This window comes from Pseudomonas sp. 6D_7.1_Bac1, from assembly GCF_025465945.1.
In the GTDB taxonomy this organism is placed as follows: Bacteria; Pseudomonadota; Gammaproteobacteria; order Pseudomonadales; family Pseudomonadaceae; genus Aquipseudomonas.
This window is the reverse complement of the sequence record NZ_JANLNW010000025.1, coordinates 1-25,763: the sequence shown is the minus strand read 5'-3', so window position 1 is coordinate 25,763 and position 25,763 is coordinate 1. Positions and strand designations below refer to the sequence as shown.

The 25,763-nt window shown below is 59.6% G+C and carries 25 protein-coding genes; 16 read left to right on the top strand and 9 right to left on the bottom strand.

Going from position 1 to position 25,763, the window contains the following annotated elements; all coding sequences use genetic code 11:
- Positions 1-59: 59 nt before the first annotated feature.
- The 7 genes from NTD87_RS07760 to NTD87_RS07730 all read right to left on the bottom strand — a co-directional run bounded on the left by NTD87_RS07760 (position 60) and on the right by NTD87_RS07730 (position 8,557).
- Entirely contained in the window at positions 60-1,346 is a 1,287-nt protein-coding gene (locus NTD87_RS07760) for an OprD family porin (protein WP_262113061.1), read from the bottom strand.
- Between the two features lie 236 nt (positions 1,347-1,582).
- Entirely contained in the window at positions 1,583-1,978 is a 396-nt protein-coding gene (locus NTD87_RS07755) for a nuclear transport factor 2 family protein (RefSeq protein WP_262113060.1), read from the bottom strand.
- Positions 1,979-2,005: 27 nt separating this feature from the next.
- The gene (locus NTD87_RS07750) at positions 2,006-2,701 is read right to left on the bottom strand and encodes a DsbA family protein (protein ID WP_262113058.1); all 696 of its coding nucleotides are present in this window, start codon (positions 2,699-2,701) and stop codon (positions 2,006-2,008) included.
- A gap of 214 nt (positions 2,702-2,915) precedes the next feature.
- Positions 2,916-3,116 (bottom strand): hypothetical protein, encoded by a 201-nt coding sequence (locus tag NTD87_RS07745; RefSeq protein ID WP_262113057.1) that lies wholly within the window; start codon positions 3,114-3,116, stop codon positions 2,916-2,918.
- Between the two features lie 246 nt (positions 3,117-3,362).
- The gene (gene aguA, locus NTD87_RS07740) at positions 3,363-4,469 is read right to left on the bottom strand and encodes an agmatine deiminase (RefSeq protein ID WP_262113055.1); all 1,107 of its coding nucleotides are present in this window, start codon (positions 4,467-4,469) and stop codon (positions 3,363-3,365) included.
- A gap of 5 nt (positions 4,470-4,474) precedes the next feature.
- A complete protein-coding gene (aguB, locus tag NTD87_RS07735) occupies positions 4,475-5,353 on the bottom strand; it encodes an N-carbamoylputrescine amidase (protein ID WP_262113053.1) in 879 nt (292 codons plus the stop codon).
- A 291-nt stretch (positions 5,354-5,644) separates the two neighbouring features.
- Positions 5,645-8,557 (bottom strand): aminotransferase, encoded by a 2,913-nt coding sequence (locus NTD87_RS07730; RefSeq protein ID WP_262113051.1) that lies wholly within the window; start codon positions 8,555-8,557, stop codon positions 5,645-5,647.
- 216 nt (positions 8,558-8,773) lie between these two features.
- On the opposite strand from NTD87_RS07730, the gene NTD87_RS07725 reads away from it, so the two are divergent.
- The 12 genes from NTD87_RS07725 to NTD87_RS07670 all read left to right on the top strand — a co-directional run bounded on the left by NTD87_RS07725 (position 8,774) and on the right by NTD87_RS07670 (position 19,099).
- The gene (locus tag NTD87_RS07725) at positions 8,774-9,940 is read left to right on the top strand and encodes an S-type pyocin domain-containing protein (protein ID WP_262113050.1); all 1,167 of its coding nucleotides are present in this window, start codon (positions 8,774-8,776) and stop codon (positions 9,938-9,940) included.
- Between the two features lie 10 nt (positions 9,941-9,950).
- On the top strand, positions 9,951-10,196 hold the full coding sequence (locus tag NTD87_RS07720; protein WP_262113049.1) for a cloacin immunity family protein: 246 nt from the start codon (positions 9,951-9,953) through the stop codon (positions 10,194-10,196).
- Between the two features lie 127 nt (positions 10,197-10,323).
- Positions 10,324-10,578, top strand: coding sequence for a cloacin immunity family protein (locus NTD87_RS07715; protein ID WP_262113047.1), 255 nt, complete (start codon positions 10,324-10,326; stop codon positions 10,576-10,578).
- Positions 10,579-10,622: 44 nt separating this feature from the next.
- Complete coding sequence (locus NTD87_RS07710) at positions 10,623-10,847, top strand: hypothetical protein (RefSeq protein WP_262113045.1); 225 nt, start codon at positions 10,623-10,625, stop codon at positions 10,845-10,847.
- 32 nt (positions 10,848-10,879) lie between these two features.
- Positions 10,880-11,494: a DUF3916 domain-containing protein gene (locus tag NTD87_RS07705; protein WP_262113043.1), complete on the top strand. Its 615-nt coding sequence runs from the start codon at positions 10,880-10,882 to the stop codon at positions 11,492-11,494.
- A 432-nt stretch (positions 11,495-11,926) separates the two neighbouring features.
- Entirely contained in the window at positions 11,927-13,009 is a 1,083-nt protein-coding gene (gene rfbB, locus NTD87_RS07700) for a dTDP-glucose 4,6-dehydratase (protein WP_262113042.1), read from the top strand.
- Complete coding sequence (gene rfbA / locus NTD87_RS07695) at positions 13,006-13,881, top strand: glucose-1-phosphate thymidylyltransferase RfbA (RefSeq protein ID WP_262113040.1); 876 nt, start codon at positions 13,006-13,008, stop codon at positions 13,879-13,881. The genes rfbB and rfbA overlap by 4 nt, the downstream gene beginning before the upstream one ends.
- Positions 13,878-14,423 carry a dTDP-4-dehydrorhamnose 3,5-epimerase gene (rfbC, locus tag NTD87_RS07690; RefSeq protein WP_262113039.1) on the top strand — a complete coding sequence of 182 codons (546 nt, stop codon included), beginning with the start codon at positions 13,878-13,880 and terminating at the stop codon, positions 14,421-14,423. Before rfbA ends, rfbC begins: the two co-directional genes overlap by 4 nt.
- Positions 14,420-15,301: a dTDP-4-dehydrorhamnose reductase gene (gene rfbD, locus NTD87_RS07685; RefSeq protein ID WP_262113037.1), complete on the top strand. Its 882-nt coding sequence runs from the start codon at positions 14,420-14,422 to the stop codon at positions 15,299-15,301. The genes rfbC and rfbD overlap by 4 nt, the downstream gene beginning before the upstream one ends.
- An 86-nt stretch (positions 15,302-15,387) precedes the next feature.
- The gene (locus NTD87_RS07680) at positions 15,388-17,196 is read left to right on the top strand and encodes an ATP-binding protein (RefSeq protein WP_262113035.1); all 1,809 of its coding nucleotides are present in this window, start codon (positions 15,388-15,390) and stop codon (positions 17,194-17,196) included.
- On the top strand, positions 17,193-18,593 hold the full coding sequence (locus tag NTD87_RS07675) for a sigma-54-dependent transcriptional regulator (protein WP_262113034.1): 1,401 nt from the start codon (positions 17,193-17,195) through the stop codon (positions 18,591-18,593). The genes NTD87_RS07680 and NTD87_RS07675 overlap by 4 nt, the downstream gene beginning before the upstream one ends.
- 50 nt (positions 18,594-18,643) lie before the next feature.
- Complete coding sequence (locus NTD87_RS07670; protein ID WP_262113032.1) at positions 18,644-19,099, top strand: thioesterase domain-containing protein; 456 nt, start codon at positions 18,644-18,646, stop codon at positions 19,097-19,099.
- 197 nt (positions 19,100-19,296) lie between these two features.
- On the opposite strand, the gene cysQ is transcribed toward NTD87_RS07670, so the two are convergent.
- Both cysQ and nudE read right to left on the bottom strand, forming a co-directional pair.
- A complete protein-coding gene (cysQ, locus tag NTD87_RS07665; protein ID WP_262113030.1) occupies positions 19,297-20,133 on the bottom strand; it encodes a 3'(2'),5'-bisphosphate nucleotidase CysQ in 837 nt (278 codons plus the stop codon).
- Entirely contained in the window at positions 20,130-20,696 is a 567-nt protein-coding gene (gene nudE, locus NTD87_RS07660) for an ADP compounds hydrolase NudE (RefSeq protein WP_262113029.1), read from the bottom strand. The genes cysQ and nudE overlap by 4 nt, the downstream gene beginning before the upstream one ends.
- An 88-nt stretch (positions 20,697-20,784) precedes the next feature.
- Here nudE and yrfG point away from each other — a divergent pair, with 88 nt between their 5' ends.
- From yrfG to NTD87_RS07640, 4 genes are all read left to right on the top strand, one after another.
- Complete coding sequence (gene yrfG / locus NTD87_RS07655; RefSeq protein WP_262113027.1) at positions 20,785-21,453, top strand: GMP/IMP nucleotidase; 669 nt, start codon at positions 20,785-20,787, stop codon at positions 21,451-21,453.
- Positions 21,454-21,455: 2 nt separating this feature from the next.
- Positions 21,456-22,343 (top strand): LysR family transcriptional regulator, encoded by an 888-nt coding sequence (locus NTD87_RS07650; protein WP_262113026.1) that lies wholly within the window; start codon positions 21,456-21,458, stop codon positions 22,341-22,343.
- Between the two features lie 93 nt (positions 22,344-22,436).
- A complete protein-coding gene (gene fdhD / locus NTD87_RS07645; protein WP_262113025.1) occupies positions 22,437-23,276 on the top strand; it encodes a formate dehydrogenase accessory sulfurtransferase FdhD in 840 nt (279 codons plus the stop codon).
- Positions 23,273-25,618 (top strand): FdhF/YdeP family oxidoreductase, encoded by a 2,346-nt coding sequence (locus NTD87_RS07640; protein WP_262113023.1) that lies wholly within the window; start codon positions 23,273-23,275, stop codon positions 25,616-25,618. Before fdhD ends, NTD87_RS07640 begins: the two co-directional genes overlap by 4 nt.
- Positions 25,619-25,763 lie beyond the last annotated feature (145 nt).

Below are 25,763 nucleotides of genomic sequence, written 5' to 3'. Positions count from 1 at the left end.
CATAAAAAAACCCCGAACCAGTCGGGGTTTCTATTGAGTCTGAAAAACTCAGCCGATCATCAGAAGATGTTAATCGGGTAATCCACAAACACACGCACTTCGTTGCCGCTGACGTTGTATTCGCTGGATTTTTGCGACACGCGCAGGACGGAACTGCGCACTTTCACGCTCAGGTCCTTGGCCGGGCCGCTTTGGACCACGTACTTGAACTGGTTGAAGATTTCGCGCTCGGTGCCGCCGGTGCTGGTGGAGGTGGTGATGTTGTCGCCACGCACGTAAGCCACGTTGTAGGTCAGGCCTGGAACGCCGAAGGCGCCGAAGTCGAGGCCGTAGCCCAGCTGCCAGCTGCGTTCGTCTTCAGCGTTGAAGTCGGACCAGTAGGAGTTGGCCAGGTAAATGGTGTTGCCACCGTCCCCGACACGACCCTGGTCTTTCTGATAGCCGCCGTACGGGTAGCCGAGGTTGCTGTCACCGGTGCTGCGCTGGTGCGCGAGGGTGAACGAGTGCGGGCCGGTGACGAAGGTTGCCGCCAGGCTCCAGATTTTGTTGTCCTGGCCTTCGGTGGCGTGATCAAGGGCGTAAGACTTGTCCAGCTTGGTCTGGTAGCCGTTGAAGTCCAGGGTCAGGGACTGATCGGTGGCCAGCGGGAATGCGTAGTTCAGGTTCACGTACTGCTTCTTCAGGACGTCTTCAACGTTGGACGCGTAGAACGCACCTTTGAACTGTTCGGTGAACTGGTAGCTACCGCCCAACACGTTGATCGACTTCAGACCACCGCTGTCACGGCCTTCGGCGCTCTTGCGCGATTCGGCGGTGAAACGGCCAGCGTTCAGCTCCAGGCCTTTGATCTCCTTGGAGGTGATCAAGGTGCCGGTGTAGCTTTCAGGCAGCAGACGGGAGTTGTCGTAGTTCAGCACCGGCAGGGCCGGCATCTGGTCACCGTAGGTCAGCACGGTGTTGGACAGACGGAATTTTACCGCCGCGCCAGCCTTGGACAGGTCATCGGCTGCTTCGCCGCTGTCGCCTTGTTTGAAGAAATCGATACCGCCGGCACCGCTACGGCCCTTGCCGCCATCGAGGCGCAGAGCGTATAGACCGAAGGCATCAACACCGACACCCACGGTGCCTTGGGTGAAACCCGAGGAGAAGGTGCCGATGGCAGCCTGGCCCCACTCGGCCTTGTCTGGGTTACCGTCCTTGTAATCGCGATTGATGTAGGCGTTGCGCAACAGCACTTTCAGGCTGCTGTCTTCCACAAAACCCTTGGACTCTGCCTGGTCGTTAGCCATGGCTTGAGTGGCGCTAAAAATCCCCAGAGCGATCAGACCGATCCGCTTGTTCAACATGTTATTTTCCTTATTACGGGTTGATACGCGCTGTGACCGGTGGCTGAAATGGCTGCTATGGCGCTCTTTTTTCATTCCAAAACAAAAGGCCCGCCCACGCAAAAGCGAGGCAGGCCCTTATTGTTTTTTGAAATCGTGGCGGCTGGCCACAGGCGTTGGCGCGAATCCTAGCCGCGCCCATAACGATGTGTCAATTTCGTGAATCGTCTGTGATTAGGCGAAAATCGTCTAAGAACTTACTGGTCAGCGATCGCCAACTGCACGGTATGGCTGTCGACGAACTGCTCGAAATGGGTGACTTTTCCGTTTGCCAGGGTCCACAAATGTGCGACTCGGGCGTTCATCGGTCGGCCCGTTGCCTTGTAAATTCCGCTGTAATTTCCGTATGCAAATACCTTGTCGCCCTGCGCGACATAGCTCTCGACCGTGAACTGAAAATTTCCCCATTCAGTGCCCAGACGTTTGAAGACATTCTCGACGATAGCGTCGAAACCGACATAGGTTCCGGCGTAGGGAAACCCTGCGGCTTCGGTCCATTGTGCATCGGTGGCCAACGCGGCGGCGGTGTTGCGTGCGTTTTCCTGGGAGTTGGCACCTTCGTAGGTGCTTTTGATCAAGCTCAGGTTATCCATGGGTCGCTCCGCGCAAGGTGAGTGAAATCAGTGAGCACAACCGTCCAGGCCACAGGCCTGAACCGGGGAAGTGGATTCGCTCGCCAAGGTGGTGACCGATTGGCTCAACCAGGCCGCAAACGCTTCTGGTTTGCCGAGCCATGGGCCGATATCGACCAGGCTGAATTGACCGTCCTGTTCCAGCGCCAGTGTCGGGAAGCCCTGGCCACCCACCTGCGCCAACAATGCGCGACTTTTCTTGATGTGGTCCTGGGTTTCGTTCGCCAGTGCATCCTTGAACTCGCGCTTGAAGGATTCTGCTTCCATGCCAATCGACACAGCCAGTTCCAGCAGCACTGCTTCATCGGCAATCCGCCGACCTTCCACGTAGTGCGCGCTCTGCAGACGCCCCAGCAGTTCCAGGCCACGTCCGGCGAGTTGCTCAGCAGCCAGCACGGCAGCAATCGGTGGCGCTGAATCGAACACCGCAGTGTGATCACGCAGCAAGCCTTCGAAATACGCCTCACCAAACGGTTGCCCGGTGTACTCGGCGATGCGTCGGTCGTGGGGCATCACATAGTCGCGCAGTTGAGGCGAAACCGTCTGTCGGTTAGCGCCGGTCATCATGCCGCCGCCATGGGCGATCACCGGCAAAACTGCCTGGGCCGCTTGTACCAAAGGCTTGGCACCATAGCACCAGCCGCACAGAGGATCGTAGATGTAATGAAGGGTTGCGGTAGACATGGAAAGCTCCAGCAAAGTCGTAGGAATTCGATGCCGGCAGACTATTCCTCTGTCGATGAGCGAAAAACGCCGGATTGGCTTCTAGTCTGTTTCGCAGATCGGTCGAATGGGGTGTTTGGGCCCCTGTAGGCTAGACCAAACCGGGACCTGGAGTTTTTAAAAAGCAAAAAAAAGCGCTGCCATCCGGGGCAGCGCTTTACCAATCCTTTGCTTTCTATCCTTCCATCACATCCCACAAGGCTTCAAGTTCTGCCTCACTGAACAAACCAGCTGGGTAGCGCTCGATCATCATCCTGCGCGGGTCAGGTTCTCTGACCTGTCGCGTTCCGTTGGATTTCAACCATTGCGCCAGCACCTGAAGCGATTCGCCATTCATTACCAAGGGATGCGATGCCCGCTCGCTGACCATATTCATTTCCGGCGCTCTCTCCTGGTTTGTGAGCGGCTAACTTATCCAAGGTTTATGACAGAACAACGCAGTTCTACATTCCCGAGAATTACTCTCAGACAGATACAAGAGCTATGCCAATGTGCCAGCCTGGCCGACGCATGGACATAAAAAAAACCGCAGTCCATAAGGGCTGCGGGCTAGATAGGGGTCACTCGAATAAACCGGGCATAGCCCCCATCAATCCAGTGCCGTCGGTTGTTACAACTCCACTCAACCTTTGTGCGGTGCGGGCTGTTGCTGGGTAAGGCAATGGATATTGCCGCCACCCAGTAACAGTTCACGCCCCGGCACCATCACCACTTCGTGCTGCGGGAACAGGCTCTGAAGGATTTCCTTGGCTTGTGTGTCCAGCGGATCATCAAAGCTCGGCGCAATGATGCCGCCGTTGACGATCAGGAAGTTCACGTAGGAACCGGCCAGGCGCACCGAAGGGTTACGCTCCTGAGTGCCGTCCACCGGGTCGACACCCGCACATTCTTCCTCGGTCGCGTAAAGCGGCCCCGGAATCGGCATTTTGTGCACCGTGAATGGGCGACCCTTAGCGTCTTTGCTGCTTTGCAGCACGTTCATCGCCGCCTGGCAACGTGGGTAGTTCGGGTCCTGCGGGTCGTCGGTCCATGCCAACAGCACTTCACCGGGACGCACGTAGCAGCAGAAGTTATCCACATGACCGTCGGTCTCGTCGTTGAACAGACCGTCCGGCAGCCAGATGATTTTATCCACAGCCAACCGTGCGCTGAGCACCGCTTCGATGTCGGCACGGTTCATGTGCGGATTGCGATTGCGGTTCAACAGGCACTCTTCGGTGGTGATCAGCGTGCCTTCGCCATCGACGTGAATCGAACCGCCTTCGAGCACGAAACCCTCGGTGCGATAACGCGGGCTGCGCTCGATCTCAAGGATCTTGCCGGCCACTTGCGAATCACGATTCCACGGCGAATACAGACCCCCATCGAAGCCGCCCCAGGCGTTGAAGTCCCAGTCGACACCCCGGACTTCGCCGCAGTTGTCGATGACGAACGTCGGGCCGGTATCACGGACCCAGGCGTCGTCGCTGGACATCTCGACGAGGCGAATATTTGGCACGTCCAGACGCGCCCGGGCGTTTTCGTACTGGGCTGCCGACACGGCAACGGTCACCGGCTCAAACCGCGCGATGGCCTTGGCCACTGCAACGTGAGCGGCCTGCGCCGGCTTGCCACCCAGGCGCCAGTTGTCCGGGCGCTCCGGCCAGACCATCCAGGCCTGGGTCTGGGTCGCCCACTCGGCGGGCATGTAAAAACCATCGGCGCGAGGTGTGCTGTGCAAAGTGGTCATGGCGATCAGGACTCCAGGGAACCGTCGAGGGTTTTAATCGCGCCGTACAGGTTCGGGCGACGGTCACGGAACGAACCCCAGGCACTGCGGATGTGCTCCAGTTCGTCGAGGTCGAAGCTCTGAACCAGAACGCCCTCTTCGGTTTCGTTGAGTTCCTGGACTTTCTCGCCGAACTGGTTGGCGATGAACGAGGAGCCGTAGAAGGTGATGTCGTAGCCGTCCTGTTCTTCATTACCGATGCGGTTGCTGGCGATCAGCGGCATCAGGTTGGCACCGGCATGGCCTTGCTGAACGCGCTGCCAGTGGTCGCGGGACGAAATGGTCTTGTCGTGCGGTTCGCTGCCGATGGCAGTTGGGTAGAACAGGATTTCCGCGCCCAGCAACGCCATGCTGCGGGCGCACTCCGGGAACCACTGATCCCAGCAGATGCCCACGCCGATTTTCGCGTAACGGGTGTTCCAGACTTTGAAGCCGGTATCACCCGGGTTGAAGTAGTACTTTTCGTGGTAGCCAGGACCGTCCGGGATGTGGCTCTTACGATAAACCCCGAGGTTGCTGCCATCGGCATCGATGATTGCGATGCTGTTGAAACGCGCACGGCCGGCCAGTTCGAAGAAGCTGATCGGCAGCACGACTTGCAGTTCCTTGGCAACTTTCTGGAAGTGCTTGATGGCCACGTTTTCGGAGGCCGAAGTGGCCAGTTGCAGGTAGTCAGGGTTCGGCTTCTGGCAGAAGTACGGGCTCTCGAACAGTTCCTGGATCAGGATGATCTGTGCGCCTTTGGCTGCAGCTTCACGGACCAGCTTCTCTGCGGTCTCGATGTTGGCTTCAAGGTCCCAGGAACAAGCCATCTGGGTAGCGGCGACAGTAACGATACGGCTCATGAATCATCTCCTGGGCGGATGTTCGAGGGTCGATTGTGGCATCGACCGATGACAGAAATGGTAACGACCAGGCGTGGTGATTCGTGCCGTGGCGTTAGACGACTTTATAGCCGATAAAAATCGGCTTTTAAAGCGATAAAACATCCATCCGTCTAAATAACTCTATTTAATCCCGATAACAATCGAATTTAAACACCATTCCTGCTCGCGATAACGGTCTGACAGTCAACATTGATATTGGATCTACTGGCCTCATCGCGAGCAGGCTCGCTCCCACAGGGGGGGATGTGTTTACAGGCCTTCGTCCAACACCTTTGACAGGGTATCGACAAAGAAATCCACGCTGTGTCGCGAGGTCACCATCGGTGGTTTGATCTTGAGGATGTTCAGGTAATCGCCCGTCGGTTGCATGAAAATCCCCAACTCGCGCAAGCGGTCGCACAGCGCGGTGGTTTCTTCCGTTGCCGGCTCCAGGGTTTCGCGGTTGCGAATCAGCTCCACGCCCAGATAGAAGCCAGAGCCATGCACCGCGCCCACCAGTGGATGACGGTCGATCAACGCCTCAAGCCGCTCCTTGAAATACCCGCCAACGACCTGGGCGTTTTCCCAAAGCTTTTCTTCCTTCATCACATCCAGCACCGCCATACCGATGCGGCAACTGACCGGGCTGCCGCCAGCCGACGAGAAGAAATAGCCTTCGGCCTCCAGCGCTTCGGCGATTTCACGTCGGGTAATGACCGCGCCCAATGGCTGGCCGTTACCCATGCCCTTGGCCATGGTGATGATGTCCGGCACCACGCCTTGCTCTTCGAAGCCCCAGAAGAACTTGCCCATACGGCCATAACCGACCTGCACTTCGTCGGCGATACACACGCCACCTTGGGCGCGGACCAGCGCGTAAACCTGTTTCAAGTAACCCGGCGGCAGCGAGATCCCTCCGGCGTTGCCGTAGACCGGCTCGCAGATGAAACCTGCCAATTGCCGCTTCTGCTCGGCAATCTTCGCCAGGTTGTGTTCGACGCTGCGCACGTAATCCGGCGCGCTGTCGAGACCACGGAATTCGCCACGGTAGGTGTTCGGCGCGGTCACCGGGTGAACCCAGTCCGGGCGGCTGCTGAGGGCTTGAGGGTTATCGGCAATTGACGTCGACACCGCGTCGGCGGCCACCGACCAGCCGTGATACGCCTCGAGTACGCTGAGCATGTCGCGACCGCCGCTGTAGGCCCACGCCAGGCGAATGGCCAGGTCATTGGCCTCGGTGCCGCTGTTGACCAGAAACACCCGATCCATCGAGTCCGGGGCCAGCGCCAGCAAGCGCTCGGAAAACTCGGCGATGGCCGCGTAGTGGAAACGCGAGTTGGTGTTGAGCAACGACCACTGACGGCTGGCCTCGGCCGCCATGCGTGGATGGCCGTGACCGAGCACGGCCACGTTGTTGAGCATGTCCAGGTAGGAGCGACCCTGCATGTCGATCAGGTGATTGCGCCAGCCACGCTCGATGCGCGGGGGATCGACGTAATAGTGTTTTTGCGAACGGGCAAAACTTGCGTCACGACGCGCCAGCAAGGTGTGCGGATCGAGTTCGGCCTCCGCGTCGCAGGCCAGCCCCAATAATGCCGCGGGTGATGGGCACAACGCCTGCCAGGCAGGTGCGCGGGACGGCGTGCAAAACAGCGGTGGATTCAGCTCGGCGCCACGGCTCAGTTGAACCCGCAACGCACCGCCGACCTCGCCCAGCACCTGCCCTTTGAGCACGGCCGCACCCGTATGTAGCGAGGGATGGACACCCCACAGGCGCACGCTCAACTGTGCGCTGTCCAGTTGCAAGCGGCCGTCAGCGGCCACGTGCACGACGCCAGCAAACGGTGCCTCCACTGCCGTCCCGTGTGGCACCCGCAAGTCGACGTGCAGCGGACAGGTGTCCGGCTCGACGGCGCTGTCCGGACGCGTCCGCGATAAACGGTATTGCCCGTAACGACTGGCCGCCAAACCATGGGCTGCCGCCGCTTCGACCAACAGACGTTGGTCGATGCCGTCCTGCTCCCAGTTACCCGCTTCGAAATGCGGACTCAGGACACCGAGATCGATCAAGGCAAACTCGCGGCCCACCAGACTCGGCAACAATGGCGCAAAACCCTGACTGGCAATCACCGGCAGCGACTGGTCGACCGCCACCAGAATGGCCGCTTCCATCAACTCAAACGGTACCGAGGTCGCGACTCGGAAAATCTCCCACTCGTGGTTCAGATTGTCGCGACTGTACTGATTCTGCGGATCGATGCTGACCTGCTGCTCACCGCTGAGCACCAGCACCGCCGCGCGCGCGACGATCAGTGGCCACAGCGCCTGCAGCTCTTCGTGCTCCAACGGATTGACTGCGTGGTAAGCCTGCACCGCCGGGAGAATGCACAGCGGGTCGCCGTCGGCATGGTGCAGCAGCGCGGCGCAGGTCACCGACAAATCGGTAATGCGCCAGGTACGAATCAGATCGCCAAAGTCGATGACGCCCTGCAACTGCCAGTGACGTTGCTGATCCCGTTGCCAGACCACGTTGTCATCGGTGATGTCCATGTGAATGGCTTGCACCGGCAACTTCGCCACCAGTGGCTGCAAACGCCGTTCGGCGTGTTGCGCGGCCTCGGCGATCAATGCCCGCTGGCGCTCGTCGCTGATCACTGGCAGCAGGTGGTTGATCAACGCATTGGCGTGCCGGGCGTCCCACTGCAAGGTGCGCTCAAGCCCCGGGTGCTCGAACCCGGCCAGCGCCAGGTCCATTTCGCCGCAGAGCTGGCCGAGGCCGGCGACCAGTTCATGGCCGAGGTGTTTGAGGTGGGTCAGCGATTGACCTTCGATGTAGTCGAGCAAGCGCACGTGAAGTGATTGACCGGCAAATTCCAGGGTCAGCAGGTCCTCACCGTTTTTCGCTGGGATCACCCGTGGTACATGCAGCCCAGGCTGCGTGCCCAGGTGCTTGAGGGCCGCGTGCTGGGCGTGCAGCTCCAGCGCCGCATAGTCACCACGGCAGATTTTGAAGACGAAACGGCCCTGGTCGCTGTCGAGCCGGTAGTTGAGGTCCTGCTGGCTGCCCAACGACTGCAGCGTCCCGCTCAGGCCGTAGTGCTCACGCAGCAGCTCCTGCGCTTGCTGCTCGGTGACGTGCGGGCTGGGCAGACTGGCGCGGTGAATCAACGTGGCGAGCAACATACAACGACCCCTGGAATTTTTATAAGGCGTCTATATCGCCACTGCTGACTGCGATACGCAACCCCCTTATACCGGTCAGTGATCAGTAAGGGTGGGTGCTTTCAAGCCAAGCCACACAGCGGTGAACTTTCCCACGCAGCGTGTCGAACCCGAGGAATGTTCGGCGCTTTCTCACGCCCCTAGGCTGCCTTCCATGGACAGGGAAGCCCGCCGCACATGCCAGAACGCTCATACCCGCTGACGCACAAAGAACAGCTGCGCCGCCGCATTTTGCAGCCGCCGCCCCCACCCGATCTGTATCCGCCAATTGCCGATTTGCCGGTGAGTCGGTCCGCTGTCCCCACCCCCATCACCCCGCGGGGCTGTGTCTTCACCAAGTCCTGCAAGTTGCCGGACGGCATCATCAACTACGCCAATCCCTCCGGTTTCGTACCTCTGGATTCGTTGAAGGACTACGGCGACTACGCGTTATTGGGTGGTCGGGAGGTCGATAGTTCCGGCGCGTTGCCGCTGAAGAAAATCAGCGGCAGCGCATTGCCTGTGGGGTTGGGTGCGTTAGCACTGGCAAGTTCATCAATCAGCACGACTGCGGTAGCAACTGGCGGAACGGTTGCTGCCGGCCTGCTGACAGGCATCGTGGCGCTCATTTGGCCCTCCGAACTCGGCGACAGCGCGCTCTATACCGAAGAACAACTGCGCTCACTCAAACAAGCCAACTCACGGGTGCGCCTGAACATCGAGCAACAGGCCGACGGCACCCTCAAGGGTTACGGCTTCTACACCGGCAACAACGCTGACTGGCAACGGATCCCGGTCATTCAGTTCCAGACACGCGCAGCCCAACAGGTCGCCGTATTCGGCGAAGGCCTGGAACTGATCTGGACCCCGGCCATCGACCCCGCCGACACCCTCGGCATCCCCGCACTGGAAGCCGCGCCGCAAGCACCCACCCTCTGGGTCTACCCGCCCACCGAGGCGAGCAACAGCATTCTGGTGAACCCGATTTACCCACCGGAGTATCAGGATTTCATTCTGGTATTCCCGGCGGACTCGGGGGTGCGGCCGCTTTATGTGGTGGTGAGTGAAAGGAAGCGACTAACAAATCCTGATCACGACTACCTCTGCGCACCAACTACAGAGCAAATAACTGGTTTTCCTGGTTTAAGACGTGCAAAAAAGATGACTCCCAAACAAGGAGGAGCAGGTTTACGTGATCGCTGGACGGATGCAAAAAACAGAAGATTCTTTGAATGGGACTCGGCAGAAGAAGAACTCGAAGTCTATAGGACCAGTGATGGTAGCCATCTCGGGGCTTTCGATCATGTGACAGGCGAGCAGAGAAAGCCTCCGAACAAAAAACGCAATATCAAAAAATTCATGTGAGGAGAATGGTATGAGCTTAAAAATAAGACTTGAGTGGTATGACAAAGTCAACGACCTAGGATTAGGGGAAGAACTTTCCCTCATCATCGAAAACGATGAGTCCGTACTTGCATCATTAGGGCTTTTCAACGAGTACCAAATATTCGATGGTGGATATAACGTTCGACCTGAATGGATTTCAATACTTCAATCCTATTTCAACCATCGAATCAATACTGCCGCCTATGATTACCAGATTGCCTTCCGACTGCCCTGAAATCAATCGACGGGCTTACTGGACCAGCATAAATTAAAAACGCCCCGGATAGAATCGAACTCTATGCGTTGAATATCACCTTCAAACAAAAAAGACCGGAACATCAAAAAATACATGTGAGATCGATATGGGCTTGAAATTGAAGTTGCACTGGTTCAACAAAACTACCGAGTTTTGTGAAGGAGAAATTTACTCACAGGACTTTGGCGACGACGGCGCAGTCATCGAATCATTGGGCCTGCTACCTGAAAACACAGTGAATCAAGGGGTTTTCAATGTGCCGGCTGAGTGGGTAGCACTCATTCAACCTTACTTTAGCCACACCATTGACCTAAGCGCTCACGACTATCAATTGGGATTTGCCTATAGGGATCAATGGTGAAGACAGGCAAACGAAAGATGTGACCCAATAAGGTGGATAGAACCATGAAACACATGCTGATGGGCGTTCCGCACGATGAAGACTTTCCTACCTTTGAGAAGGAGCTTCCCCTTACTGCAACAGAACTAATGCCGATCATGGGGTGGCGCCATGCCGATGAGTGCGCCTTTGACTACCGACTCACGGAGCAACAGATTTGTGACCTAGAGAAAGCCTGCTCAACAAGACTACCCAGAGATCTGGAGCTTTTTTTAACCAGCTTCGCTTGAGCTGAATGAACCTAATAGAAAGAAAACTCCCAATGCGCCGAATTGCACTCTCAGACAAAAAAGTCCGCAACATCCCACGCCGCCTCCGCGCCCTTGCTGCCTGGGCGGCCAGCTACGAAGGTTACTTCCCGGACGAGCTCCCTGTGGAACAAGGCTACGCAAACCGAAAAGTTCCGGTCCTGGAAACCTTGGTTGAAGGGAAACAAACCACCTTCGCCATTCAAAAGGAATGCGCTCAACAACTCATCAATGCAGCCCATCACCTGCTTCAGGCCAGACCCGAAGAAACCATCAACTGCCGAATAGTCGCGTCAATCATCACACCCGACATGTTCTCCAGTGAAATCTGCATTTACACCGACATGAGTCGTTATCGCGGTCATGTATTGCCGTTCGACTACGAGCAGTTCTGCCAAACCCGCATCACTGACAAGAGCCTCGCCACTGAATGGCGTTTAACCGTCCCTGCTGGAATGAATGAAGTGGGGTTCCACTTCATTCACAAGGATGAAGACGGACAAACGTTTGAATCCGAGCATTGGTACTTCGGCGAAGTCGATGAAGCGGATGATGGCAGCGAGAAAGAGCGCTGGAGATACAAAACCTTTAAAACCTTTCGTGCAGAGAACCCTGAGCTTTTCGGCTAGGACAATTCGCTTTTGGGTACATGTGCGACCACCATCGCAGCCTGAGTATCTGCACATCTTTCTGCTCCAACTCCCGCAGTTGCCGAGGCTGCGTTCGGACGAAGCGGTCGTAAATCAGGCAAAGCGTTCTTTCAAGCAAACCACGTATGCAGGATTTGCGAGGACTTCGTCCCCGAACGCAGCCTCGCGAGCTCGGCAGCTGCTACGGACGTAATCCTTCACCGTATGTATTTCAAAGTTGTATAGATACCTATGCTCCGGAATGCGTGCTGTGTGATTCAGGAGTGCGGTTTACGCACGCTGCCCCCTCCCGCAGGTCAACAAAACCCTACAAAAACCAAAATCCGACCAACACCCCTCTTGTGCCGCCCCCCTCCTGCCGACAAGCTATGATCCATACGCTTATCGTTTGACGGAAAAAGGCAACTCCACATGCGCATTCTCATCACCGGCGGTGCCGGCTTTATCGGCTCGGCGCTGGTTCGCCACCTGATCCGACACACTGAACATGAAGTGCTCAACCTGGACAAGCTGACCTACGCCGGCAACCTGGAGTCGCTGAGCAGTATCGCCACCAATACCCGTTATGAGTTCGTGCAGGCCGATATCGTCGACCAGGCTACCGTCAGCGCGGTACTGGCGCGGTTCCAGCCGCACGCGATCATGCACCTGGCGGCCGAGTCCCATGTCGACCGCTCCATCGATGGCCCGTCGGATTTCATCCAGACCAACATTGTCGGCACCTACAGCCTGTTGGAAGCCACTCGCGCCTACTGGCAGAACCTGGCCGAACCTGAGAAAAGCGCCTTTCGCTTTCACCACATTTCCACCGACGAAGTGTATGGCGACCTGCATGGCGTCGACGACCTGTTCACCGAAACGACACCCTATGCGCCGAGCTCGCCGTACTCCGCCAGCAAAGCGGCGTCCGACCATTTGGTCCGCGCCTGGCAGCGCACCTACGGTTTGCCGGTGTTGCTGACCAACTGCTCGAACAATTACGGCCCGTTCCATTTCCCCGAGAAGCTGATCCCGCTGGTGATTCTCAACGCCTTGGCCGGGAAGCCGCTGCCGGTATATGGCAACGGCCTGCAAGTGCGCGACTGGCTGTTTGTCGACGATCATGCTCGCGCGCTGCTCACTGTGGTGACCCGCGGCGTAGTCGGTGAGACGTACAACATCGGCGGCCACAACGAACAGAAAAACATCGACGTGGTCCGCAGCATCTGCAATCTGCTGGAAGAGTTGGCGCCGCAAAAACCTGAAGGTGTCGCGCACTTCGCCGACCTGATCACGTTCGTCGAAGACCGTCCCGGCCACGACCAGCGTTACGCCATCGATGCCAGCAAAATCGAACGCGAACTGGGTTGGGTGCCCGAAGAAACCTTCGCCAGTGGTCTGCGTAAAACCGTGCAGTGGTACCTCGATAATCTGGAATGGTGCCACCGGGTCCAGGATGGCAGCTATCAAGGCCAGCGACTGGGCTTCACTGACTTCAAGGACTTGATCGCATGATGAAGGGCATTGTTCTGGCAGGCGGCTCTGGTACTCGCCTGCACCCGATCACACTCGGGATATCCAAACAGCTGCTGCCGGTCTACGACAAACCGATGATCTATTACCCGATCTCGGTCCTGATGCTGGCGGGCATCAAAGACATCCTGGTGATTTCCACCCCCCAGGACCTGCCGCAATACCGCAATCTGCTGGGCGACGGCAGTCAGTTCGGGGTGAATTTCAGCTATGCCGAGCAACCGTCTCCGGATGGTCTGGCGCAGGCATTTCTGATTGGCGAAGAGTTTATTGGTGACGATTCGGTGTGCCTGATCCTGGGCGACAATATTTTCCATGGCTCGCACTTCGGTGGGCAACTGCACAGCGCCGCTCGCAAGACAAAAGGTGCCACCGTTTTCGGCTATTGGGTCAAGGACCCTCAACGGTTCGGAGTGATTGACTTCGATAGCGAAGGGCGTGCGCTGTCGATCGAAGAAAAACCACAAAAACCCAAGTCCAGTTACGCCGTCACAGGGCTCTACTTCTACGACAACGATGTGATCAACATTGCCAAGGCCGTGAAACCTTCCGCCCGTGGCGAGCTGGAAATCACCGACATCAACAACGCATACCTGCAACGCGGCGACCTGCAGGTGGAACGTTTCGGTCGGGGCTTCGCCTGGCTCGATACCGGCACCCACGACAGCCTGTTGGAAGCCTCGCAGTACGTACAGACCATCGAGCATCGCCAAGGTCTGAAAGTCGCCTGCCTCGAAGAGATTGCCTACCAGAACGGCTGGATCAGTCACGAATATTTGCTTGAGCGGGCACGCTACTTTGGCAAAACCGGCTACGGCCAATACCTGTTTACCATTGCTGGAGAAGAGCAATGAAGGTGATCCCCACCGACCTGACCGGCGTTCTGATTATCGAGCCGAAGGTCTTTGGCGACGAGCGCGGTTTCTTTTACGAAAGCTTCAATGCGCGTGCGTTCGAGGAAGCGACTGGACTCAAGCGCGAGTTCGTTCAAGACAACCACTCGCGCTCGCGAAAAGGCGTGCTGCGTGGCCTGCACTATCAGCTGGAGCACACCCAGGGAAAACTCGTGCGGGTCACCGCCGGCGAGGTACTTGATGTGGCAGTGGACATCCGCCGCAGCTCGCCGAATTTCGGGCGCTGGGCCAGCGTCCGTCTGTCGGCCCAAAACAACCGTCAACTGTGGATCCCCGAAGGATTTGCCCACGGTTTTCTGGTGCTGAGCGATTACGCCGAGTTTTTGTACAAAACGACCGATTACTACGTCCCCAGTGCCGAGCGCTGCATCAACTGGAATGACCCGACACTGGCCATCGACTGGCAGCTTGACGAGGCACCGCAACTCTCGGCGAAGGATCAAACCGGAAAATCCTTGCAAGAGGCCGATCTGTTCCCATGAGCGCGCCTCTCAAAATCCTCATCAGCGGCCAGCATGGCCAGGTCTCCCGTGAGCTGCAAAAACGCTTGGGTGATCTGGGTGAACTGATCGTGCTGGGGCGCGACCAGCTCGACCTGGCGCATCCAGATCAGATCCGCCAGCAGGTTCATGCCGTGCGTCCGGATCTGATCATCAATGCCGCCGCACATACGGCTGTCGATCAAGCGGAAAGCGAACCCGAGCTGGCATTTTCGATCAACGCCACGGCCCCTGGAGTATTCGCCGAGCAGGCTCTGGAACTGGGCATCCCGCTGATTCACTACTCAACCGACTACGTGTTCGACGGCCGCAAAACCTCGCCCTACACCGAGACCGACGAACCGCACCCGCTGGGCGTCTATGGCGCCAGCAAACTGGCCGGCGAACAGGCCATCCGCGCCGTCAACGGTCAGCACCTGATACTGCGCACCAGTTGGGTCTACTCGAACCATGGGCGTAATTTCCTGCTGACCATGCAACGGTTGCTGCAAGAGAAGCCGCACCTGCGCATCGTCGCCGACCAGATCGGCGCACCGACCTGGGCCGGCACCATCGCCATCAGCACACGCGCCTTGATCGAGCGCTGGCAATCGGGGCAGCCCGGTGCCTGGGGCACTTACCACCTGACCGCTCGGGGCGAGACTTCATGGTTCGGGTTTGCCCAGGCCATCGCCGAACATGTGCAGGCGCAGCACAAGACCTGCGCGAGCCTGGAAGCGATCCCCAGCAGCGACTACCCGACGCCCGCCGTTCGCCCATTGAACTCGCGACTCGATTGCCGCCTTCTGCAACAGCAATGGCAGGTCAGTCAGCCCGACTGGCGTGACGCGTTGCGCGAGTGTCTTGCCGAACAAGGCTAGGCTCTGTTGACGTTTGGTGACGACCGCCACCAAACGTCAACAGACCCTAGGCATAATGCGCCTGTACCTTCAGGCGCTCGATGCTTATGACTCCACCTCTCCCCCGCAGCCCCCGCTGGCGTAGCCTGGCTCTGCTCGCCCTGTGTCTGGCGCCATTGCTGTGGCCATTGGAGCACTTGGCCGAGCGGTATTACCGCAGCGAACTGGCCGGGCAGAACCGGCAGACGCTGGACCTCTACGTCGCCAACCTGCTGGGGACCCTGCACCGTTATGAGGTGTTACCGCAGATCCTCGGTGATCTGCCGGCCTTGCGCGCCGTTCTCGCCGCGCCACGTCAGCAGCTCACCACGGATAACGCCAACCGTCTGCTCAAGGACATTCGCGCCCAGACCGGCGCCGAAGTCATGTACCTGATGGACACCAGCGGCAAGACCCTGGCGGCCTCCAACTGGGACAAACACGACAGTTTTGTCGGACGTAACTTTGCCTTCCGGCCGTATTTCAGCGAAGCCATGCAAGGTCGCCTCGGGCGTTTTTTCGGCCAGGGCACCACCTCCGCCAAACGCGGCTATTTCTTTGCCGCCGCCGTGCATGATGGTGAACGGATCATCGGCGTCCTGGTGGTCAAGGTCGACCTCGACCTCACTGAGAGCCTCTGGGGCAAAACTCCGGAACAACTGCTGCTGACTGACCACAACGGGGTGGTCATCATCACCTCACGCCCGGATTGGCGCTTCAGGGCGACCCGCCCGCTGAGTGACGAGGAACGCCAGGCGATCACCGCCGTCCAACCCTACCCGACCCGTGATCCGCAACCACTGAACCTCAACCCGGACGCTTGGCTGACCCAGACTCAGCAGATCGCGGAAACCGGCTGGAGCGTCAGCATTCTCGCACCCAGAACCCTGATCGACCGCCCGGTGCGCACGGTGGTGGCCATCGGCGGGGCCGCGTTGTTGGTGTTGATGTTGCTGCTGGGGCTGCTGATGCAACGCCGTCGTCACTACCTGCAGCGCATCGCCTTCGAAGCCAAGACCCGCCGCGAACTGGAAGCGCGCGTTGCCGAAAGAACCAGTGACCTCGAAGGTCTCAACCGACGCCTCAAGCAAGAAGTACTGGAACGCGAGCAGGCGCAACAGGAACTGGTGCGTGCCCAGGATGATCTGGTCCAGGCCGGCAAGCTCTCGGCGCTGGGCACCATGTCGGCGAGCATCAGCCATGAGCTCAATCAACCGCTGGCAGCGATTCGCAGCTACGCGGAAAACGCCGAAGTGCTGCTCGACCATCAGCGCACCGACGATGCCCGTGGCAACCTTAAGTTGATCAGCGAACTGACCGGGCGCATGGCCTCGATCATCGCCCACCTGCGCGCCTTCGCCCGCCGCGACCGTCACGCCCCGGAAAGCGTCGCGCTGCAACCGGCGCTGGACGATGCACTGGCGTTGCTGGCCAAGCGCAGGCGGGCAATGGAAGTCGAGCTGATCCGCGACTTGCCGGCCGCCACACTGTGGGTCGAGGCTGGCGAAACCCGTCTGCGCCAGGTGCTTGGCAACCTGCTGGCCAACGCCCTCGACGCCCTGACCGAAAAAGGCCCGCCACGCAAACTCTGGTTGAGTGCCGAATCCACCGCCGACGGCGTCAACCTGTACATTCGCGATAACGGCCCGGGGTTCTGCATGGAAGCCCTCGGCCGCGCCGGCGAGCCGTTCTACACCACCAAGACCCGCACTCAGGGCCTTGGGTTGGGCTTGGCCATCTGCGACACCCTGATGCGCGCCTTCGGCGGTGAACTGTCGTTCGCCAACCACAAGGAAGGCGGCGCCCTGATCACCCTGCGGCTGCGCGCGGGCGCACCCGGTGTAAGTCTGCAACCGTCCGAGGACCGCAGTGAATGAGCAACGTCGACAATCGGATTCAAGTGGTGTTGATCGACGACGATCCGCATCTGCGTCAGGCCCTGAGCCAGACGCTGGACCTCGCCGGTCTGAAAATCCTGCCATTGGCCGAAGCCAAAGGGCTCGCCTCGTGCCTTGAGCGCGACTGGCCGGGCGTGGTGGTCAGCGACATTCGCATGCCCGGTATGGACGGCCTCGAACTGTTGAGCGAATTGCATGCCCAGGACCCGGAGCTGCCGGTGCTGCTGATCACCGGCCACGGTGATGTGCCGTTGGCGGTGCAGGCAATGCGTGCCGGCGCTTATGACTTCCTCGAAAAACCGTTCGCCAGCGATGCGTTGCTCGACAGCGTGCGCCGCGCTCTGGCCCTGCGCCAATTGGTGCTGGATAACCGCAGCCTGCGGCTGGCCCTGAGCGACCGCAATGAGCTCAGTACGCGACTGGTCGGGCAATCGGCACCGATGCTGCGCCTGCGCGAACAGATCGGCGCCTTGGCACCGACCAAGGCCGACGTGCTGATCCTCGGTGAAACCGGTGCCGGCAAGGAAGTGGTGGCCCGCGCCCTGCACGACCTGTCGAACCGCCGCAATGGCCCGTTTGTGGCGATCAACGCCGGGGCGCTGGCCGAATCGGTGGTCGAAAGCGAACTGTTCGGCCACGAACCCGGCGCCTTCACCGGCGCGCAAAAGCGCCGTATCGGCAAATTCGAATTCGCCAACGGCGGCACGCTGTTCCTCGATGAAATCGAAAGCATGAGCCTGGATGTGCAGGTGAAATTGCTGCGTTTGCTGCAAGAGCGGGTGGTCGAGCGTTTGGGCGGTAATCAGTTGATCCCGCTGGACATCCGAATCATCGCCGCGACCAAGGAAGACCTGCGTCAATCGGCAGATCAGGGGCGTTTTCGCGCTGACTTGTACTACCGCCTGAACGTCGCGCCGCTGCGCATTCCGCCGCTGCGCGAACGAGGCGAAGACGCGTTGATACTGTTCCAGCACTTTGCCAACGAAGCCAGTGAGCGCCACGGCCTGCCGCCCCACGAACTGCAACCCGGACAACGGGCCCTGCTGCTGCGCCATACCTGGCCGGGCAACGTCCGTGAGCTGCAAAATGCCGCCGAACGCTTCGCCCTGGGCCTGGAACTCGCGCTGGACAACACCGCTCCGGACGGCAGCCCTGCGCCGCACAGCGCAGTGCCCAGCGGTAATCTGAGCGAGCAAGTGGAAAGCTTCGAAAAGAACCTGATCGCCGCCGAGCTGGCGCGCGCTCATAGTTCACTGCGCAGCGTCGCCGAAGCGTTGGGTGTTCCGCGTAAAACCCTGCATGACAAACTGCGCAAACACGGCTTGAACTTCGCCGATGGCGCTGGTGCCAACAGCAACGCCGACGAACTCGATTGAGTCGCGCCGACTAACCTTCACATAAGCGTCCCAAATCCCGAGGCCCGTGCATGAACCGCGACAGTCGCCACCTGGAATCAGTCCTTCACCACGACATTCCCCTCACACGGGACATGGGCCTCAAGGTGCTCGACTGGCAGTCACAGCAACTGCGCCTGCACTTGCCGCTGGCGGCGAACGTCAATCACAAGAGCACCATGTTTGGCGGCAGCCTGTACTGCGGCGCAGTGCTGGCGGGTTGGGGCTGGCTGCATTTGCGCCTGCGCGAAGAAGGTGTCGAGGACGGGCACATTGTGATTCAGGAAGGCCAGATCAGCTATCCACTACCGGTCACCCGCGACGCGGTGGCCATTTGTGCTGCACCGAGTGCGGCGGTGTGGAAGAAGTTTTTGACCATGTACCAGCGTTATGGCCGGGCACGCCTGACGTTGCATACGCGAATCGTCAATGTCGACAGCGATGAGAATGCGGTGACGTTTACCGGGCAGTATGTGTTGCACCGGTAAACCCCATTGCAGGCGATGAGCCGAGGTTTACACAGAACCTGTGGCGAGGGAGCTTGCTCCCGTCGGCCGGTCCGCGTTCGGGCGCAGCAGTCGCAATTCAGGCTATGAGTTTTACCTGACACTGAGCGGTGGTTAATTTTAGGGCCGCTTCGCGACCCAGCGGGAGCAAGCTCCCTCGCCACAAAGTTGCGGTGTGCTCAGGAACGAGCCAGTTCCAGCAGTTTCTCGCGCCACGCGGCCTTGGCCGGCAACGCCAGGAAGAAACTGTTTAACAGGGACTCTCGCGCCGGATAGCTGAACGGCTCACCGCTCAATTCCAGCACCTCGCCACCTGCACCTTCGAGCACGCCCTGCGCGGCAGCCGTGTCCCATTGCGAGGTCGGCGCCAAGCGTGGATAACAATCGGCCGCACCTTCCGCCAGCAAGCAGAACTTCAGCGAACTGCCGATATTGGCCAGTTGCAACTCACCCAGGCTATCGCTCAAGCCTGCGAGCAAGCGCTCCTGCTCAGGGCTTGAATGTCGACGACTGGCAACCACCGTGAAAGCTTCACCGGCAGCAGGTGCTTCGCGAACCTGAATCGGCAACGGCGCAGCATCCCTGTCGGCACGCCAGGCCCCGAGCCCGGCACCACCGAAGTAGCAGCGGCCGTTGGTCGGCATCGAAACCACACCGAACACCACGCGCCCCTGTTCGATCAGCGCAATATTGACGGTGAACTCTTCACTGCCGCAAATGAACTCCTTGGTGCCATCCAGCGGGTCAACCAGCCACCAGCGCTGCCAACCAGCGCGCACGGCTTGCGGGATGTTGGCATCTTCTTCCGAGAGCACCGGGATGCTCGGATCAAGCGCCGTCAGCCCCGCCAGAATCAGATGATGAGCGGCCAGGTCGGCTGCGGTGACCGGCGAATCGTCAGCCTTGGCGGTCACGGCCGTGCCTGTGCGCCAGAACGGCAGGATGACCTCACCGGCGTTCAGCGCCAGCTCAACCACTGGAGCCAGCAAAGGATGAACCTGAGGGAAATCACTCATGGTTGAAACTCCCCGCGCTGGGTCAGCAGATCGCGGGCCAGGTACAACGCCGCCAAGGCGCGACCTTCGGTGAACTGCGGGTTCTGCGCCAGCGCCGCCAACTCCCGCAGATTGACCCGGTCCACGCGCATCGGCTCCGGCTCATCGCCCTCAAGACGCTCTTCGTACAGGTCAGTCGCCAACACCACCTGGATCTTCTGGCTCATGTAACCGGGCGACAACGACAGCTCGGTCAGATGTTCCAGTTGCCGCGCACCAAAACCGGCTTCTTCCTTGAGCTCGCGCTCGGCCGCTGCCAACACATCCTCGCCAGGTTCGATCAGGCCCTTGGGCAGCGACATTTCATAGGCATCGGTTCCACCGCAGTATTCTTCGACCAGCACCGCGTGGTCGGAATCGAGCATTGCCACGATCATTACCGCGCCATACCCGGCGCCCTTGCCAACCAATCGCTCATAGGTGCGCTCGACGCCGTTGGAGAAGCGCAGTTGCACCTGTTCAACGCAGAACAAGCGGCTGGTGGCGACGATCTCGCGGGCTAATACTTCGGGTTTCTGGCGCATGGCGGCTCCTTGGCGTGAACGCGGTACTATAACGCGGCTTTCCCGATTGTTTGTGTCGGATATCTTTCTACTGTTCGAGAAGTTTTCCATGCCATCACTGCCCTGGCGCGACATCGATACCGTTCTGCTGGATATGGACGGCACGCTGCTGGACCTGCACTACGACAACCATTTCTGGATGGAACACCTGCCCAAGCGTTATGCCGAGCTGCACGGTGTCAGTCGGGCCATGGCCGAGCTGGAATTGCAGCCGCTATTCGAACGTAACGCCGGTCAATTGAAGTGGTATTGCCTGGACTTCTGGAGCGCCGAGCTGAAGCTCCCCGTCCGCGAGTTGAAACTGGAAACCGCTCATCTGATTGCTCTGCGTCCGGACGCCGATACCTTTCTGGCCGCGATCAAACAGGCTGGCAAGCGCGTAGTCTTGATCACCAACGCCCACCGCGACTCGTTGTCGCTGAAGCTGGAAAGAATCGAGCTGGCGCCCTATTTCGAGCGGTTGATCAGCTCCCACGATTACGGTTTCGCCAAGGAAAACCCGCAATTCTGGGATGCCTTGCGCGCAGACATCGACTTCGACCCAAGCCGCAGTCTGTTTATCGACGACACCTTGCCGATCCTGCGCAGTGCACGGGACTTTGGCGTGGCGCACTTGTTGGCCGTGAGTCAGCCGGACAGCCGCAAAGCACCGAAAGACACGGCCGAGTTTGCGGCGGTGAGGGATTATCGCGAGTTGATCGAAGGGCTGCCGGGTTAAATATGGACATCAAACAGCTGAAATTCCTCATCGCCCTCGACGAAACCCGGCACTTTGGCCAGGCGGCTGCGCGTTGCCACATCACTCAACCGACCCTGTCGATGCGCTTGCGCAGCCTTGAAGAAGAACTCGATCTGCCGCTGGTCAATCGCGGCCAGCGCTTTGAAGGGTTCACCGCGCCGGGCGAGCGCGTGCTGGCCTGGGCGCGCACCGTGCTGGCGGCCTATGACGGTTTGCAGGTCGAGGCCGCAGCCTGTCGCGGCAATCTGGTCGGTACCTTGCGTCTGGGTGTGGTGCCGTTGTCGAGTTTCGATCCGCTGCCGCTGATGCGACAGCTGCACGCCGAACACCCGAACCTGCTGTTCGAACTGTCGGCCTTAAGCTCCGAGCAGATCCTCGAACAACTGGCGAACAATCGCCTGGACCTCGGTGTGTCCTATCTTGAACGCCTCGACAACGAGCGCTTCGACTCACTGGTCTTCAGCGAAACCCGCATGGGGTTGCTTTACGACCAGCGCTTCTTCAGCTTCGGTGAAAAACCCTTGAGCTGGGAGGCACTGATCGAGTTGCCCCTGGGTATGCTGACCAGCGGCATGCACTTTCGCCAGTCCATCGACCACAACTTCCACAGCCGTGGCCTTAGCCCGCAGCCACTCTTGCAGACCGACGCCGTGCACCAATTGTTACAAGCCGTGCATGGAGGCCTGTGCTGCGCGGTGATGCCATTGGACGGCGGACTCGAAGCACTGACCGAGCATTTGCGTCTGCAACCGATTGAAAACGCGCAAACCCTTGGCCGGCTGGGGCTGATCATGCGCCGCAGTGCACCGCGCTCGGCACTGGCGGAAGCCTGCTTCGCGATTTATCAAAAATCACCGATGAGTTCTTGATCGACGGCATCTATCGGTAGATCAGTATTAGCGATTAGACGTGACACATTGACGCGCCTAGGCTTAGCGCTGGATAAACCGCCGGTATTGCCCATGAACGCCCAGCGCCCGGCCTGCGCGACGCCCGACCTCGAAACGCCCGCGCCCGCCGCCAGTCAGAGCTACCAGTACTGCAACCTTGATCACAGCGAATCAGCCAGCACTACGCTCGCTGAGGAAGTGGCGTTGGCGATTGCCTACAACGGCATCAGCCAGGCCGTGATGCTAGTCACTCCGACCGACCTGGAGGACTTCATCGTCGGTTTCAGCCTGGGCAGCGGGATCATCAACGATGTGTCCGACATCTATGACCTGCAACTCAGTGGCGCAGGTTCAGCGCAATACGCGCAAGTGAATATTGCCAGCCGTGCGTTCTGGAACCTCAAGCAGCAACGCCGGCAACTGGCCGGCACCAGCGGTTGCGGGCTCTGTGGTGTCGAAGCGGTGGAGCAAGCCTTGCCGCAACTCAAGGTATTGCCCGGCGCGCCATTGCCGCCGGCGCAATGGCTTGAAGGCCTGCGCCAGCGCATCAGTGAATTTCAGCCATTGGGCCAACATTGCGGCGCGGTGCATGCCGCGGTGTTCATGAACAACCAGGGCCAGTTACTGCTGGGCCGCGAAGACATCGGCCGGCACAACGCCCTCGACAAACTGATCGGCGCACTGATCCGGCAAAACATCCCGACAGCGGGCGGCCTGGCGATTGTCACCAGCCGTTGCAGCCTCGAACTGATCCAGAAAGTTTTGCGCGCAGGCATTCAGACCCTGGTCAGCCTGTCGTCACCCACCGGCCTGGCCCTGCAATGGGCGCGCCGGCACAACCTCAATCTCATCCACCTGCCGCAGAAAAGTGCGCCGCGGGTCTATAGCCCTGCGATGGAGAATCAAGCGTGACTCATCATCAAGCCGACCAGACACCCACCCCGCGCTACAAGCCCTACAAGGGCCCGGCCGGTGGCTGGGGCGCACTGATCAGTGTCGCCCAGGCGTGGCTGACCAGCGATAACGCGCTGAAAAACCTGCGCATGATGCTCAAGACCAACCAGAACGGCGGCTTCGACTGCCCGGGCTGCGCCTGGGGTGATTCGCCGGAAAGCGGCATGGTCAAGTTCTGCGAAAACGGCGCCAAGGCGGTCAACTGGGAAGCCACCAAGCGCCGCGTCGATGCCGCCTTCTTCGCCAAGCACAGCGTCAGCTCGTTGCTGGAACAGAGCGATTACTGGCTCGAGTATCAAGGCCGGCTGACCGAGCCGATGAGTTACGACGCCGAAACCGACCGTTACACCCCCATCAGTTGGGACGCGGCGTTTGCGCTGATCGGCAAACACCTGCAAAACCTGTCGAGCCCGGATCAGGCCGAGTTCTACACCTCGGGCCGCGCCAGCAATGAAGCGGCGTATCTGTATCAGCTGTTCGTACGGGCCTTTGGCACCAACAACTTCCCCGACTGTTCGAACATGTGCCACGAGGCCAGCGGTGTGGCCCTGGCGCAAAGTGTCGGCGTCGGCAAAGGCACCGTGACCTTCGACGACTTCGAGCACGCGGACGCGATTTTCGTCTGGGGCCAGAACCCCGGCACCAACCACCCACGGATGCTCGAACCCCTGCGCGAAGCGGTGAAGCGCGGCGCTCAGGTGGTGTGCATCAACCCGCTCAAAGAGCGTGGCCTGGAACGTTTCCAGCACCCGCAGCACCCGATCGAAATGCTCACCAACGGTGACAAGCCCACCAACACTGCGTATTTCCGTCCAGCGTTGGGCGGTGACATGGCGCTGCTGCGCGGCATGGCCAAGTTCCTGCTGCAATGGGAGCGCGAGGCGCAGCAGAGCGGCGCGCCATCGGTGTTCGACCACGACTTCCTCAACGAACACACCGCCAGCGTGCTCGACTACCTGGGCAAGATCGATGACACCCCATGGGAGCAGATCGTCGAGCAGTCCGGGCTGACCCTGGAAGAGGTCGAGCAAGCGGCGCGCATGTACGCCAAAGGCAAGAACGTGATCATGTGCTGGGCCATGGGCATCACCCAGCACCGGCACTCGGTGCCGACCATTCAGGAAATCGCCAACCTGATGCTGCTGCGCGGCAACATCGGCCGGCCTGGCGCGGGCCTGTGCCCGGTGCGTGGGCACAGCAACGTGCAAGGCGACCGGACCATGGGCATCAACGAACGCCCGCCGGTGTTCTTCCTCGATGCGCTGGAGCGGCGCTTCCAGTTCAAAGTGCCACGCGAGAATGGTCACAACGTGGTCGAGGCCATCCACGCGATGCTCGATGGCCGCTCGAAAGTCTTCATCGGCCTGGGCGGTAACTTCGCTCAGGCAACCCCGGACAGCCCACGGACCTTCCAGGCCCTGAGCAATTGCGACCTCACCGTGCAGATCAGCACCAAGCTCAACCGCAGCCATCTGGCCCACGGTAAAGAAGCGCTGATCCTGCCGTGCCTGGGCCGCACCGACATCGACCTGCAAACCGAAGGGGCGCAAGCGGTGACCGTGGAAGACTCGTTCAGCATGGTTCACGCCTCCAATGGCCAGTTGCAGCCGTTGTCGAAGCAAATGCGCTCGGAGCCGTCGATCATCGCTGGAATCGCCGCTGCGACCCTGGGCGCCAAGCCTGTCGACTGGAACTGGCTGGTGGCCGACTACCGCCGCATTCGCGAGCTGATTGCCGACACCATTCCAGGTTTCACCGACTTCAATCAGAAGATCGAAAACCCGGGCGGCTTCTACCTGGGCAACAGCGCCGGTGCTCGCCGCTGGAACACCCCGTCCGGCCGCGCCAATTTCCGTCCAAACATCCTGCCGGCCGATCTGGTGCACGAACGTACTCGCGCCACGGGACAGCTGCCGGACCTGATCATGCAATCGATGCGCTCTCACGATCAGTACAACACCACCATTTATGGTCTCGACGACCGTTATCGTGGGGTCAAGGGTCAGCGTGACGTGCTGTTCGTCAACGAAGCCGACATCATCCGCCTGGGCTTCAAACCGGGGCAGAAGGCCGATATCGTGTCGATCTGGGATGACGGTCGTGAGCGCCGCGTCAAAGGCTTCACACTGCTGGCGTTCGACATTCCGGCCGGACAAGCCGCTGCGTATTACCCGGAAGTGAACCCATTGGTGCCGCTGGAAAGCACTGGTGACGGCAGCCACACACCGACCTCGAAGTTCATTGCGATCCGTTTGGAAGCGGCGAGCGCGACCGGACTGATCATGGCCAGGTCGGCCTGACACACCGCCATCGCGAGCAGGCTCGCTCCCACATTTGATCTTCAGTGAGCACAGCCTTTGTGTTCGACAAAGGTTCATTGTGGGAGCGAGCCTGCTCGCGATGGCGTCCGCACGGCCAACACCTGTTCCGGCACTTTCCAAACGC

Excerpts from the sequence above, each read along its gene's own strand:
- NTD87_RS07760 (WP_262113061.1), bottom strand. The coding sequence starts at position 1,346 with ATGTTGAACAAGCGGATCGGTCTGATCGCTCTGGGGATTTTTAGCGCC.
- NTD87_RS07755 (WP_262113060.1), bottom strand. The coding sequence starts at position 1,978 with ATGGATAACCTGAGCTTGATCAAAAGCACCTACGAAGGTGCCAACTCC.
- NTD87_RS07750 (WP_262113058.1), bottom strand. The coding sequence starts at position 2,701 with ATGTCTACCGCAACCCTTCATTACATCTACGATCCTCTGTGCGGCTGG.
- NTD87_RS07745 (WP_262113057.1), bottom strand. The coding sequence starts at position 3,116 with ATGAATATGGTCAGCGAGCGGGCATCGCATCCCTTGGTAATGAATGGC.
- aguA (WP_262113055.1), bottom strand. The coding sequence starts at position 4,469 with ATGACCACTTTGCACAGCACACCTCGCGCCGATGGTTTTTACATGCCC.
- aguB (WP_262113053.1), bottom strand. The coding sequence starts at position 5,353 with ATGAGCCGTATCGTTACTGTCGCCGCTACCCAGATGGCTTGTTCCTGG.
- NTD87_RS07730 (WP_262113051.1), bottom strand. The coding sequence starts at position 8,557 with ATGTTGCTCGCCACGTTGATTCACCGCGCCAGTCTGCCCAGCCCGCAC.
- NTD87_RS07725 (WP_262113050.1), top strand. The coding sequence starts at position 8,774 with ATGCCAGAACGCTCATACCCGCTGACGCACAAAGAACAGCTGCGCCGC.
- NTD87_RS07720 (WP_262113049.1), top strand. The coding sequence starts at position 9,951 with ATGAGCTTAAAAATAAGACTTGAGTGGTATGACAAAGTCAACGACCTA.
- NTD87_RS07715 (WP_262113047.1), top strand. The coding sequence starts at position 10,324 with ATGGGCTTGAAATTGAAGTTGCACTGGTTCAACAAAACTACCGAGTTT.
- NTD87_RS07710 (WP_262113045.1), top strand. The coding sequence starts at position 10,623 with ATGAAACACATGCTGATGGGCGTTCCGCACGATGAAGACTTTCCTACC.
- NTD87_RS07705 (WP_262113043.1), top strand. The coding sequence starts at position 10,880 with ATGCGCCGAATTGCACTCTCAGACAAAAAAGTCCGCAACATCCCACGC.
- rfbB (WP_262113042.1), top strand. The coding sequence starts at position 11,927 with ATGCGCATTCTCATCACCGGCGGTGCCGGCTTTATCGGCTCGGCGCTG.
- rfbA (WP_262113040.1), top strand. The coding sequence starts at position 13,006 with ATGATGAAGGGCATTGTTCTGGCAGGCGGCTCTGGTACTCGCCTGCAC.
- rfbC (WP_262113039.1), top strand. The coding sequence starts at position 13,878 with ATGAAGGTGATCCCCACCGACCTGACCGGCGTTCTGATTATCGAGCCG.
- rfbD (WP_262113037.1), top strand. The coding sequence starts at position 14,420 with ATGAGCGCGCCTCTCAAAATCCTCATCAGCGGCCAGCATGGCCAGGTC.
- NTD87_RS07680 (WP_262113035.1), top strand. The coding sequence starts at position 15,388 with ATGACTCCACCTCTCCCCCGCAGCCCCCGCTGGCGTAGCCTGGCTCTG.
- NTD87_RS07675 (WP_262113034.1), top strand. The coding sequence starts at position 17,193 with ATGAGCAACGTCGACAATCGGATTCAAGTGGTGTTGATCGACGACGAT.
- NTD87_RS07670 (WP_262113032.1), top strand. The coding sequence starts at position 18,644 with ATGAACCGCGACAGTCGCCACCTGGAATCAGTCCTTCACCACGACATT.
- cysQ (WP_262113030.1), bottom strand. The coding sequence starts at position 20,133 with ATGAGTGATTTCCCTCAGGTTCATCCTTTGCTGGCTCCAGTGGTTGAG.
- nudE (WP_262113029.1), bottom strand. The coding sequence starts at position 20,696 with ATGCGCCAGAAACCCGAAGTATTAGCCCGCGAGATCGTCGCCACCAGC.
- yrfG (WP_262113027.1), top strand. The coding sequence starts at position 20,785 with ATGCCATCACTGCCCTGGCGCGACATCGATACCGTTCTGCTGGATATG.
- NTD87_RS07650 (WP_262113026.1), top strand. The coding sequence starts at position 21,456 with ATGGACATCAAACAGCTGAAATTCCTCATCGCCCTCGACGAAACCCGG.
- fdhD (WP_262113025.1), top strand. The coding sequence starts at position 22,437 with ATGAACGCCCAGCGCCCGGCCTGCGCGACGCCCGACCTCGAAACGCCC.